Raw genomic sequence first — 12,398 nt, forward strand, 5'->3', positions numbered from 1 at the left:
TTACAGGCCGGCTTTTTTTACGCTTCAATTTTGTTGAAAAACTGCGGCAGATACGCTTTGTGCGCCTCTAGCATTTCGTCTAAAATCTGTTTGGCCACAGTATCGGACGGGACAAGCGGGTTAATCGTCATGGCAAGGAGCGCAGTTTGATAGTCACCTGTAACTGCCGCTTCTGCCGCGACACGTTCAAAGGATTTGATTTGCTGGACAAGGCCGCGGACAGACACCGGCAAGTCGCCGACAGCAATTGGCTTAGGGCCGGTTTTCGTCATCACACAGTTCACTTCAACTGCGGAATCGTCTGGAATACTCGCTATTGCACCATTATTGATCGTGTTCACCGGCTGAATGTCATGTTTATCATTATAAATGGAGCTGATTAAGTTACATGCTGCATCACTGTAGTAAGCTCCGCCCCGTTTTTCCAGCTGCGGCGGTTTGATCGCAAGGTTTGGATCTTTATAAAGCTCGAACAGCTCTTTTTCGACCTTCTGTACGACTTCAGCGCGGGTGCCCTCCGTTTGTGATGCTTCCAGTTCGTGCTCCAGCATCTCTTTTGTTTTAAAATAGTAACGGTGATAGCCGCAAGGGATGACATTGAGCGCTTTTAAGAAATCCGGTTCCCATTCGGCGCCTGAGATATTTTTCATCGTCATCGCGTTTTTCGGGTCGCCCATCGCCTCGATGACTTGCTCCTTCACACTTACGCCGTCCAAGAAAACATCCAGCCCGAATACCATATGGTTCAGTCCGGCAAATTGGACTTCTACGCGGTCCACATCTACATCAAGCGCTTTGGCTACGCCCATTTTGATGCCGATTGGAACATTGCAAAGACCGACGACTTTCTTCAGGTTGGAGTAGCGAAGCAAGGCTTCTGTTACCATGCCGGCAGGGTTTGTGAAGTTAACAAGCCAAGCGTTCGGGCAAAGCTCTTCTATGTCCTTTGCGATCTCAAGGATGACCGGAATTGTGCGCAATCCTTTAAACAGACCTCCCGGGCCGTTTGTTTCCTGGCCTATCACTCCGTATTTTAGCGGAATGCGCTCATCCTTTGCTCTTGCCTGCAAAAGTCCGACGCGGAATTGGGTCGTGACAAAGTCTGCGTCTTTCAGCGCCTTTCTCCGGTCGAGCGTAAGATGAATGTCAATCGGGACGCCAGCTTTTTCAACCATCCGTTTGGCGAGTGTGCCGACAATATTCAGCTTTTCTTCGCCCTCGGGGATATCGACAAGCCATAATTCACGGACAGGCAGCTCATCATACCGTTTAATGAACCCCTCCACTAGCTCGGGCGTATAGCTTGAACCTCCGCCAATCGTTACAATCTTCAATCCTTTTGTCATATGCTTGCTCCCCTTTGCTCGGTGATTTTTTCATATAACTCAATGATCTCTGCAGCCATATCCTTCACTGTCATTGCATTCATTAAATGATCCTGTGCATGAACCATCAGAAGCGTCATTTCCGTCTTTTCTCCGCCCGCTTCATTTTGGATCAGCTCTGTCTGATAATGATGGGCTTTTGACAATTCTTCAGCAGCGTCTTGAAGCTTTTTCCGCGCTTCTTCTGCGTCACCGCTTTTCGCAGCGGCAATGGCCTCCATTGCGGAGCTCCTACCGTTTCCTCCGTGAAGGATGATTTGAAAAATGATTTGTTCCATTTCCTCATTCACGCGATTCACTTCCTTTCTCTACAGAGCCGCTTCTTTGTCATCTGTTGCTGCAGGCGTTTGGACCAGCTCCAGATCGTTTTCTTCTTTCAGCTTCTGCTTATCCCACATTCTGAAGAATGGATAGTAGACAACAAAGGACACGGCAATATTAATGGCTTGCATGACCGCGCCTGAGACTTTTCCTCCTGTCGCCAAGTAGCCTGAAAAGATCGGCGGCATGGTCCACGGCACTGCGATACCCGCCGGTTTGGCGACAAGGCCGGTGCTCATTCCGATGTACGTGAGTGTCACTGTGACAAGCGGCGTGATGATAAACGGAAGTAAGAGCATTGGGTTCATGACGATCGGCATTCCGAATATAATCGGTTCGTTAATATTGAAGATGGCCGGGCCGACCGCAAGCTTCCCGAGCTGCTTCATTTGTTTGCTTCGGGCGCGCAGGAACATCGTGACAACCAGTGCCAATGTGGCGCCGCTTCCGCCAATATTGACCCAGATATCGAAAAATTGCTGGGTGAAAATCTTAGGAAGCTCCTCACCGGCTTGGAATGCGATCCGGTTGGCATCCATTGCGCCGTACCAAATCGGTGCCATGACGCCGCCAACAATGTTTGCACCGTGAAGGCCGCAGGCCCATAAAAGCATTTTGACGGCTTCGGCGACAAGGCTTCCTCCAAGGCTTCCTCCCAGAATGGAAAGCGGAGTCCCCAATAAAACGCTTACAATATTATGAAGGCTTTCAAACGGTGTCGCTTCAACAATCAGCCGGGCTGCCCAAATTAGGAAGATGACGGCAAAGCCGGGGATTAACGCGACAAATGACTTGCTTACCGCCGGCGGGACACCGTCCGGCATTTTGAAGACTAAATTGCGCTGGATAATAAGGCGGTAAATCTCTGTGGACACCATTGCGATAATCATGGCGACAAATAAGCCTTTGCTTCCCATGAGCGAAAGCGGAATCCCGCCGCCAACCATGATTTCTTTCGTCGCGCCATCCGGCATAAACGGCACTTGATAAGGTGTTGCTAATAAAAATGCCGCAAGGGAAATGGCTCCGGCCGACAAGGCATCAACACCGTATTTCTCGGCGAGCCGGTAGGCAATGCCGAACGCGGCGACAAGACCCATAATTTCAAAGGTCGCGTCGACTGGGTAGGCCAGTTTTTCAGACCAGGAGCTGCCAAACGTTTTTGCCATAAACTCAGCGTATCCCGGGATCGGGAGGTTGCCAATGATGAGGAAAAAGGAACCGATGATAATCAGGGGCATCGTGAGGATGATACCATCACGCAGCGCCTGCAAATGACGCTGTCCCGCAATTCTTCCCGCTATAGGCATGACCTTTTCTTCTAAGATCTGATTGACTTTATTCACATAGCCCGCCCCTCTCTATGACACATGTCCAAGCTGTTCAGCTGATTTCAGCACTTCCGCCCCATTGCACGTTCCATAATGGACGGTATTAATGACGTCTACCGGAACCCCCTTTGACTCTCCTAATTTTTTGAGCTGCGGAAGCATGTAACGGACTTGCGGACCGAGAAGCAATACATCCGCTTTATCGATATGATTTTGTACAGAATCGCCTGAAACTGCCCAAATGGTATAGTCTTTTCCCTGTTCCTGCGCACTTTTTTCCATCTTGCTCACCAGTAAGCTAGTAGACATGCCTGCTGCACAAACGAGTAATATATTCATGTAAAAGACCCCCTAGAGTTTGATCAATTTTGTAATGTCCTGCTGTTGCTATCATCATATTATGAAATCGCTTTCATAAACACTCAGGGTTTTTCCGCAGGCAACGGAAAAAAGGTATATACAGGCTGTCAGCTCAGCATTTTTTGGTCAAACACATCCGAAAGCTCTTGATATGAACGGCATTTGATCAGCTGGTTCATCGCCGCCGGGTCATCCAAAATGCTGCCAAGCAGTTTATACATGCTTTGTAAATCCGCTTTGTTCTCCTTTTCGACACAAAGCAGACAGACAAATTGAACTCGCTGACTCTCCCAATCGATCGGTTTTTTGAGCGTACAAACGGCCCAAAACGTTGTTTTCGTCTGCGGAACAAGCGGGTGCGGGATGGCAACAAGATTGCCAAAACACGTTGGCGACATGTCTTCTCTTTCAAAAATGGAATCTATGATTTCTTCATCGGCAAAGCCGCATTCGACCACTTTCTGCCCTAAAAATTGAATCACTTCTTCTTTTGAGCGCAGATCCTCCTGAAAAAAAACGAGTTCTTTTTTTAGGTAGCGATTGGCTTTTTCCTTTTCATCACTCAGAATAGATTCTATTTTTGTAAAGTCAGTTCCGCCTAAGATGGTGTTAACCTTCAGTACTGGTACAGGGAGCTCTTTTTTAATCGGAATGGTGCTGATGACAAAATCAATTGATTCGTAGGACATTTGATCAAGACTATAATACTCAGCCGTTCCAAGAATATCGAGCCGCTTGCCGAAATGGGAACGCAGTTTTTCGCGCAGAAGCTGGGCGCTTCCGGCTCCCGATGCGCATACAATGATACAGCGTTTCGGCGGGCTTTCTGTTTTTTTTCGTTCAATCGCGGCGCCAAAGTGGAGAGCCAAATATCCAATTTCGTTTTCATGAATCTCAATACCCGTTTGTTCCTTTATCACGATTCCGGCAATGATCCCGGCTTCAAAAGCGAGTGGATAATGTTCCTTGATCGCTGCCAGCATCGGATTTCGAAGATTCATGCCGTATCGGTTGCGGCTGATCGCCGGCTTCATATGCAGTGCCAAGCCGATTTTCAGCTCTTTGTCATGCAGGATGCCAAGCTTCAGTTCACGATCAACAGCTTTGATCATGGCAAGTGTCAGCTGATCGGTTTCCTCTTCTATTGAAAATGTGTCCTCTCCGCATTGTGATTGTGTCATTCGTTTTGTGCCAAGGAGATGCATGGTGATGTAGGCCGTCTCGTCTTTCGGAAACGTAACGGAAAGCTTTGATTCCAGCTCTTTTACGATGGCTTCTGCAGCCTGGTACTCCTTTTGATGCAGGATATGATCCATATCTTTCGGGAAAAGAGAAACATAGTTTTCCGTTCTGATCCGTTTACAGGCGATAGCGATATGGATAATGAGGTTATTCAGTCCCATGTTGGACAGAGGGATGCGGTCGTTTTTCATTTTTTTCAAGATGGCGGAACGGATGATCTCAATTTCTTCTTTTGGCAAAATATCAGCCTTTTCATTTAAAACATCTATCTCCGTTTCTCTTTCATCAACAATGTACTCCGCCATGCAGTACCTCATCTGCACCTCGTCCCCGCGCAGCTTGAAGCCGTAATTCGGACGTGTTTCCATGACGATGCGGTAAGGCAGCAGACGTTTCTTTACTTCCTTTAAATCCGTTTGGAGTGTAGATTTTGAGATAAATAGTTCTTCAGCAAGTTCATCGAGCTTGAGATAATGGTCCGCCAGCAGCAGACGTTTCATAAGATAGGCCATTCTCTCCTCCGGCAATACCGGCAGGCCCTTTTTTTGCTGAAATTCATCTTGCAGCAGTGTTCTGAATACTTGCTCGTCATCAATGCGGAGCTTGTAGCCGGAGCCTCTTACAGATTGTACAAAGGCACCGTGGCCGCTTAGCACACCTTGAAGTTCCTTTATATCATTGCGGACTGTCCGCGTCGTTACGTTTAATTGCGCGGCAAAAAACGAACTTGTCACCGGGGCTTCAGCCGCCATCAGCAAGCGCAGAATATCACGTAGTCGCCCATGAAGCATGAGAAAAACCTCCTAACTAGTAGATGCAGGGATTCAGTGAATAGGCAGAAAGGATGATGAAGGGATGCGAAATGTATATAAATTCTATAATGTAGAGAATGGCAAGTCAATGAACATCCGGAGGACTAGAGGGAAAACTGACCTATAAAAAAACAGCCGGGATCAGCCGGCTGTTCTAGATGCGGACATATTCTTTTGTTTAGACGCCTTGCGGTCCTTCATGATTTTTCGAACAATCGGGTAAATGACCGGCGCCCATTTGATAACGGTTTTGATCATCTTTTTCAAAGCTCCGATTCTCCCTTCTTTTTTCTCAACCATTCCCCTGATTGCCTCTTCCTTAAACATGCTAACGCGACACGTACCTGTTTCCCGTCACCCAGAAACGCCATGGATAATCGCGTGCCTCCCCGCTGTTGTCAATGCCGATGCGCGGGCCGGTTGAAATTGCTTCCGGTGTGTACCCGCTTTCGATGTAAAGCGGCTGTTCCGTGATCCAGCGTCCGTAGTCATTCATCGTGACGCCAAGCGCTTTCGTCAGCTTTCCTGGTCCGTTTGTCCATTCCCTCGGACTCCTGCCCGGCCTTCTCTCCTCCATTAACAGCTGGCCTTCATGCGGCTCAATCGCCCTGATTAATACTGCTTGCGGGACATCCTCTTCCGCCGCAACGACATTCAGCAATGTATGGGTGTGCATCACGTATGTATATACCCGCCCAGCTTCTGCAAACATGATCTCAGTCCGCTTCGTCCGGCGGTTGTTAAAGCTGTGGGCCGCTCTGTCTCCAGCCCCCATATAGGCCTCTGTTTCCACAATATAGCCTGACGCTGTGCCTTCGTCTGTTTCTTTTACAAGAAGGCAGCCCAGAAGCGATGGGGCAAGCTCAAGAGCGGTTTTTTGATAAAACGTGATGGGCAGCGGATTTTTTTCTCTCGTCACGAATCGACCTCTCCTTTTACCGATTTTTGTACATTGTACCATTCCCGAAGCAGATCAAAAAAAACGGCTGTTTTAAAATCTTTCCATTCAGGGAATATTGTTACCGTTCAAAAAAGGAGGGCCAACCATTGAAAGATGATCATCAAAACAAGCAGCACCAATCAAATGCCCAAGGGAGCGAGGAAGCGTTTTCTCATAAGACATCCGGGAAAAACGAGTCAGAGGATACCTTAACGAATAGGCAGGGGCATCCTGTTACTGACAACCAGAATGTGAGAACCGTCGGGAATAGAGGGCCTACAACACTTGAGAACTATGATTTTCTCGAAAAGATCAGCCACTTCGACCGGGAACGCATCCCAGAGCGGGTTGTTCATGCCAGGGGAGCAGGTGCACATGGATATTTTGAAGCGTACGGAAGCTTCGGAGACGAACCGATTTCAACATACACAAGGGCCAAGCTCTTTCAGGAAAAAGGCAAGAAAACACCGGCATTTGTCCGTTTTTCAACTGTGAATCATGGAAAACACTCGCCTGAAACATTGAGAGACCCGCGCGGTTTTGCTGTAAAGCTATATACAGAAGACGGAAACTGGGATTTGGTCGGAAACAACCTGAAAATCTTTTTTATCCGCGACCCGCTGAAATTTCCGGATCTTGTACACGCATTTCAGCCTGATCCAGTGACAAACATCCAGGATGGTGAACGTATCTTCGATTTCATTTCTCAATCTCCTGAAGCGACACACATGATCACCTTCTTGTTTTCGCCTTGGGGCATTCCGGCCAACTACCGGCAAATGCAGGGTTCAGGCGTACATGCCTATAAATGGGTGAATGAGGAGGGCAAGGCCGTTCTCGTGAAATACCATTTTGAACCGAAGCAGGGCATCCGCAACCTGACACAGAAGGAAGCAGAAGAGATTCAAGGGAAAAACTTTAACCATGCCACACAGGATCTATATGACGCGATTGAAAATGGCGATTATCCAGAGTGGGAAGTATATGCTCAAATCATGAGCGATGATGAGCATCCTGAACTGGACTTTGATCCTCTTGATCCAACAAAACTGTGGTATAAAGACGATTTCCCATGGAAACCGATCGGCAAATTGGTTCTGAACAAAAATCCGGAAAACTACCATGCGGAAGTGGAGCAAGCTTCATTTGGAACGGGAGTGCTTGTCGACGGGCTTGATTTTTCAGACGACAAATTGCTCCAGGGGCGTACGTTTGCCTACTCTGATACGCAGCGCTACCGTGTAGGCGCAAATTACCTGCAGCTTCCGATCAACTCGCCGAAAAAGCATGTCGCCACCAACCAGGAAGGCGGGCAAATGCAATATCGGGTCGATAGAGCAGAAGGACAAAACCCGCACGTCAACTACGAGCCATCCATTATGGGCGGGCTGAAGGAAGCGAAGCAAGACGGAAAAGACCATACGCCGCATGTCGAAGGTGATGTAAAGCGTGAAGCGATTGACAGAACAAACAACTTCGGACAGGCTGGAGAAACGTACCGGAGATTTACTGAATTTGAGCGGAACGAATTGATTACGAATTTGGTGAATACGCTTTCTACGTGCCGAAAAGAAATTCAGGATCAAATGATTGAGAATTTCACAAAAGCTGATCCTGACTACGGAAAACGCGTAGCAGAAGGGCTAAAAAAGGTCTCCGAAAACAACAGCAACGGGCCGATCGGCACAACTGAAACGGAACAGGCTGCAAAGCAGGCTGAACAGGAGAGTCATCCGTCTGATCCGTATTAACAACAGCGAACAGGGCTTTTTTAGAAGCCCTGTTTTTTTATTTTTCTATTGAAACGCTTTCAATAATTGTGTTGTACTTGGAAGGAAAGGGGTGGAGAGATACGATGGAATTACAGCAGGACTTGATTCCTCAGAAAAAAACAATCGGCGCTTTAGATCACGCCGTTTTTTTATGCATGGTATTTTGTTTCTGGTTTTCAGGCTATATTTACGTTCCTGTATTCAGTCTGTATTTGGAGGATCTGCACTTTTCATATGGCGCAATCGGCATCATTCTCGGCAGCTACGGGGTCACGCAAATCCTTCTGCGATTCCCGCTCGGCCTTTTGTCAGACATCCTGTTTTCCTTGCGCAAGCAATTGTTAATTGCCGGGTTCGGCTTTTCCGTCCTCAGCAGCCTGCTTTTTCTGATGTTTGATTCTTTCTTCTTCGTGCTGGCCGCCCGGCTTTTCGCGGGAATCACTGCTTCTACGTGGGTGATGGCGACCATTTTATACGCACATTATTTCAACAATGGCAATGCATCAAAAGCAATGGGCATCATGCAGTTTTTTACCGTCATGCCTCAGTTTGCCAGCATTGTGTTCTGCGGGCTCGCCGCAGCCCATTTAGGGAGGCAGGTTCCTTTTTGGATGGCGCTGGCAGCTTCTGCCGCAGGTCTGGTGATCTGCTGCTTTATTCAGGATCCGTCTGCTCCTCCCGCAAACCGTGGCACCATTCGTGTCAATCAGTACATCAAAGATACATTGCGGCTGCCAAAGCTGAAGCTTTTCACCATCCTGTCTATGACGGCCCATGCCGTATTATTTATCACAGTGTTTGGTTTTACGCCGCTTTACATGAATCAGCTCGGAATGGGCGACGCGGAGCTTCTTTGGGTGATGAGCGCCTTTTTCCTCCCACACGCAGCCGCCACATTAAGCTTTGTGTTTCTGCGCTTTACAAGCCGTATCGCTTACTTCGTGATGCTCATTAGTTTCGCTGTCACCGGGGTCTGTTTGCTATACGTTCCTTTTTCAGCTGCATTGTTCACGGTTTGCATCACACACGCCTGTATCGGACTGGCGCTCGGCTTCGTTTTTCCTCTGCTGCTAAGCCATGTCGTCGAAATCAGTTCTGCCCGTTTAAAAATGTCAGTGATGGGGTTTTATCAATCATTTTATGCGCTAGGCATCTTCCTCGGGCCCCTTCTTGCCGGAAAAATCGCACAGCTTGTCGGGCTTGCGGGAGTTTTTTATGGAGCCGGGTCTCTGGCATTTGCCGCCTTTTTTGTGATGCTCGCGCAAAAACGTAACATGATCAATTAATAGCTTTCATACCGCCGGAAGCGCCACACAGAAAACACGGCCAGAAGCATGATGCACAGAATGGAGAAAGTGAGTGACCATCCGAAAAAATCTGCCCGCTCTCCATGAAGAAGGATATGCTCCGCCTGCTTGCAAATCTCAGCCGGAAGCCACTTCGCACCATCTGGAAATAATGAAACAGCAAAGGAAACGGCTGCTGTGAGCCCGATCCCGCAAGCCGCAGCTGCTCCGACAGACCGGAATATCGTACTTCCGGCAAGGCCGGCGGTCACAATAAATATCACCCAAAGCGCGTAAAGGCCAAGGCTTGCGGCAAAGCGGCTGAATGATGCGTCCTCAAACAGCAGCCGGACGTAATAGTAAGCAAGCCCGTATCCAGCTGCAAACGACATAATGCCGATCACGCTTTGGATGAGCCATTTACTCACGATATAATGGGCTGCCGTCACAGGCCGCGACATAATCAGCGCTGTTACCCCTTGATTTCTTTCATTGGCTACACTGCCCATCACGCTAAAGATGACCAGAGCCATGCCAAGCGTGTTGAATTGAGAAAGCGTGCTGACCATCACTTCAGACCCGGAGGGCATCGTAAAACTGATTTTCATGCCGTCAGGAAGGTTCCCTCCATGTGCGATGATTTCCGGCATATAATAAATGGTCAGCGGCTGTGTCAGCCCGACGATCATCATCGCAATCGGCAGCCAAATCAGCTTGCCGCTTTTCCATCCTTCCAGCCACTCCTTCTGCAATAGCGCCATCATCACCTTCATGCGTGCACCACCTTTAGATAGACGTCTTCTAGAGACTCCGTTTTCTGTTCAAAGCGGGTGACGGTCAATCCCTTTCGGATACAGTCACTTAATAATGACCGGCCAGCGTGTATATCAGGCAGCTCGAAAACCGCTTGGGACGGATTCTTATAGACAATAGCTGAGACGTAAGGCTTCTCTTCAAGCCAACCTTCCAGCTTCTCTTTCACTGAAAGGGTAAAAACGTTCGTTTGCTGCTGTTGTTTCAGCTCCTGTAACTCGCCTTTCCATGAAATCTCACCGTTTTTCATAATCACCACTTGATCACACACCTGTTCTGCATCGTGCAAAACATGTGTAGAAAACAGAACGGCCATATGCTTTTTCAGCTCCCGCATCATGTCCAGCACCTCGAACCGTCCTGTCGGATCAAGCGCAGACACCGGTTCATCCAATATCAAAAACTTCGGTTTATGGAGCAGTGCCTGTGCCAGACCGAGTCTTTGTTTCATGCCTCCTGAATAGCCCCCGATCCTTTTGTGCGCCGCTTCGTGCAAACCGACAAATTCCAGCATCTCGCCGATTTTCTCTTGGCATTTTCTCTTCGAAAGGCCGGACAGTCTCCCCGCAAATGTCAAAAATTCATTTGCGGTCATCCACGAATAAAAAGCAGGATACTGCGGGAGGTACCCAATCAAACGCCGATCCAGCTTTTTCTCTCCTAACAGCTTTATGGTTCCAGAGGTTGGCGAAAGCAGTCCGGCCAGCATTTGCAGAGTCGTGGTTTTGCCGGCTCCATTAGGTCCTAATAGTGCGACACACTCATTTTCATTCACGTGAAAACTGACATTCTTTACAGCTTCATGGTGCCTGTACGATTTGCATAATGATTCAATAGACAGCATATCGGCTTACCTTTGCTTTCTGCCGACGGTGAAAAATAAAATCGGCCCGATAATATTGATACATACGATGATTGCAGCCCACATCCACTTTGGCCCGTTCGTCCGCTCTTCTTTTATACAGCTGATAAGGGCAAACACCGCCAAAGCCAGCTGTAATACAATCAGCGGCAAAATCATTTCCCAAGAAATATTCATTGCTTGATCCCCCTTTTCTTCCGATCCGGCCTAATGACAAAAAAGTAATAACAAATCAGAGGCATCGGTGCTTGAATCAATCCGACAATCCCCCAAACCCATGCCATGTGATTACGTTTTTTCGCATCAATAAATAAAAAGATTCCCTGCGCCAATACGATGAGACAAGCCGCAACCGTTATGATAATTTCTGTTTGTGTCATCCGCGTTTCACCTCGCATTCGCCGAGATGCCTTTTTTTCTCAGCCGCAATCAAAATCGGCAGCACCGCAAGCACACAAACCTGAAGCACAATAAACACAGCAGGAGCTTGAGTGAAAGCTAAGATTGCAGCACTCACAACCATCAGCGCGCAGAATACAAATAAAATGATCTCTTGAAGAAGTTTTTTTCTGTATTCAGCTTTCATTTGTGACAGCTGGTGAAGCAGTTCTTTTTGATTCGGTATAGAGGGATTGGCTGTTTGATCAATTTTTTTCCATTCTGACTTTAAATGATCAGAAAGCTTTTCTTTATTCATCATCCCACTCCTTTCTGATTTGCTGGAGCCCTTTATGAACTCTGGACTTTACAGTGCCTTCTTTGATTTGAAGCATCACCCCGATTTCAGCGTAGGTATAGCCGTAGTAATGCCTTAATAAAACCGGTGTGCGCAGTTTAGGGTCCAGCTTTGAAAACAGATCGAGCGTTTCGCTCCACTCTGCCCCTTTCGCCGACACGTCCCACTTGATCTTGCGGATTGTTTCCTCCGTAACTGTCTGATTCCGTTTCCATTCTCTCTTTCTCTTTTTCTGGTGATCGAGATAGAGCCGCGATGCAATGGAGATCAGCCATGTGGAGAATTTTGAACGGCCCTGAAAGCTTCTTAAATGGATGTACCCTTTCAGAAAGGTTTCCTGAACAAGTTCCTCGCTGAGATCGGGGTGAAGGGAAAGCTTTAACAAGTATTTATATAAGAAAGAATAGTGATAGTGGAAAAGGGCTGTAAACGCCTCGTCGTTTCCCTCTTTCGCCTGCTGGATCAGCCGCTGTTCTTCTTGTGTATCCAATGACCGTGATCCCCCCTTTTTTGTTTTTCTGCCTTATGAGACGACACC

Annotated in this window: 15 protein-coding genes; 2 read left to right on the forward strand and 13 right to left on the reverse strand. The window is 47.8% G+C overall.

Annotated elements, in window-relative coordinates; translation table 11 throughout:
* Nucleotides 1-17: 17 nt before the first annotated feature.
* The 7 genes from licH to NST22_RS20195 all read right to left on the reverse strand — a co-directional run bounded on the left by licH (nt 18) and on the right by NST22_RS20195 (nt 6,370).
* Entirely contained in the window at nt 18-1,346 is a 1,329-nt protein-coding gene (licH, locus tag NST22_RS20165) for a 6-phospho-beta-glucosidase LicH (RefSeq protein ID WP_003244285.1), read from the reverse strand.
* On the reverse strand, nt 1,343-1,675 hold the full coding sequence (gene licA / locus NST22_RS20170; protein WP_003227313.1) for a PTS lichenan transporter subunit IIA: 333 nt from the start codon (nt 1,673-1,675) through the stop codon (nt 1,343-1,345). The genes licH and licA overlap by 4 nt, the downstream gene beginning before the upstream one ends.
* 18 nt (nt 1,676-1,693) lie before the next feature.
* Nucleotides 1,694-3,052 carry a PTS lichenan transporter subunit IIC gene (licC, locus tag NST22_RS20175; RefSeq protein WP_003243273.1) on the reverse strand — a complete coding sequence of 453 codons (1,359 nt, stop codon included), beginning with the start codon at nt 3,050-3,052 and terminating at the stop codon, nt 1,694-1,696.
* A 15-nt stretch (nt 3,053-3,067) separates the two neighbouring features.
* Entirely contained in the window at nt 3,068-3,376 is a 309-nt protein-coding gene (gene licB / locus NST22_RS20180; RefSeq protein ID WP_003218755.1) for a PTS lichenan transporter subunit IIB, read from the reverse strand.
* Between the two features lie 128 nt (nt 3,377-3,504).
* Nucleotides 3,505-5,430 carry a transcriptional regulator LicR gene (gene licR, locus NST22_RS20185; protein WP_003243034.1) on the reverse strand — a complete coding sequence of 642 codons (1,926 nt, stop codon included), beginning with the start codon at nt 5,428-5,430 and terminating at the stop codon, nt 3,505-3,507.
* A 162-nt stretch (nt 5,431-5,592) separates the two neighbouring features.
* Nucleotides 5,593-5,751 carry a hypothetical protein gene (locus NST22_RS20190; protein WP_009968374.1) on the reverse strand — a complete coding sequence of 53 codons (159 nt, stop codon included), beginning with the start codon at nt 5,749-5,751 and terminating at the stop codon, nt 5,593-5,595.
* A 28-nt stretch (nt 5,752-5,779) separates the two neighbouring features.
* The gene (locus NST22_RS20195; protein ID WP_003227303.1) at nt 5,780-6,370 is read right to left on the reverse strand and encodes a DNA-3-methyladenine glycosylase; all 591 of its coding nucleotides are present in this window, start codon (nt 6,368-6,370) and stop codon (nt 5,780-5,782) included.
* Between the two features lie 128 nt (nt 6,371-6,498).
* Here NST22_RS20195 and katX point away from each other — a divergent pair, with 128 nt between their 5' ends.
* Together katX and NST22_RS20205 are read left to right on the forward strand one after the other, a co-directional pair.
* On the forward strand, nt 6,499-8,142 hold the full coding sequence (gene katX, locus NST22_RS20200) for a catalase KatX (RefSeq protein ID WP_003243042.1): 1,644 nt from the start codon (nt 6,499-6,501) through the stop codon (nt 8,140-8,142).
* Between the two features lie 104 nt (nt 8,143-8,246).
* Entirely contained in the window at nt 8,247-9,449 is a 1,203-nt protein-coding gene (locus tag NST22_RS20205) for an MFS transporter (protein WP_015250907.1), read from the forward strand.
* On the opposite strand, the gene NST22_RS20210 is transcribed toward NST22_RS20205, so the two are convergent.
* The 6 genes from NST22_RS20210 to sigY are packed head-to-tail and all read right to left on the reverse strand — an operon-like array spanning nt 9,446 to nt 12,350.
* Nucleotides 9,446-10,222: an ABC transporter permease subunit gene (locus tag NST22_RS20210; protein WP_003243335.1), complete on the reverse strand. Its 777-nt coding sequence runs from the start codon at nt 10,220-10,222 to the stop codon at nt 9,446-9,448. The genes NST22_RS20205 and NST22_RS20210 overlap by 4 nt on opposite strands.
* The gene (locus NST22_RS20215) at nt 10,219-11,106 is read right to left on the reverse strand and encodes an ABC transporter ATP-binding protein (protein WP_003244494.1); all 888 of its coding nucleotides are present in this window, start codon (nt 11,104-11,106) and stop codon (nt 10,219-10,221) included. Before NST22_RS20215 ends, NST22_RS20210 begins: the two co-directional genes overlap by 4 nt.
* A gap of 6 nt (nt 11,107-11,112) precedes the next feature.
* Complete coding sequence (gene yxlE, locus NST22_RS20220; RefSeq protein ID WP_003227293.1) at nt 11,113-11,301, reverse strand: sigma Y negative regulator YxlE; 189 nt, start codon at nt 11,299-11,301, stop codon at nt 11,113-11,115.
* Entirely contained in the window at nt 11,298-11,504 is a 207-nt protein-coding gene (gene yxlD, locus NST22_RS20225; RefSeq protein ID WP_003242917.1) for a sigma Y negative regulator YxlD, read from the reverse strand. The genes yxlE and yxlD overlap by 4 nt, the downstream gene beginning before the upstream one ends.
* Entirely contained in the window at nt 11,501-11,821 is a 321-nt protein-coding gene (locus tag NST22_RS20230) for a YxlC family protein (protein ID WP_003227289.1), read from the reverse strand. Before NST22_RS20230 ends, yxlD begins: the two co-directional genes overlap by 4 nt.
* A complete protein-coding gene (gene sigY / locus NST22_RS20235) occupies nt 11,814-12,350 on the reverse strand; it encodes an RNA polymerase sigma factor SigY (RefSeq protein ID WP_003243678.1) in 537 nt (178 codons plus the stop codon). Before sigY ends, NST22_RS20230 begins: the two co-directional genes overlap by 8 nt.
* Between the last annotated feature and the right edge of the window lie 48 nt (nt 12,351-12,398).

Origin of the sequence: Bacillus sp. PS237, from assembly GCF_037963345.1 — a bacterium.
Taxonomy (GTDB): Bacteria; Bacillota; Bacilli; order Bacillales; family Bacillaceae; genus Bacillus; species Bacillus subtilis.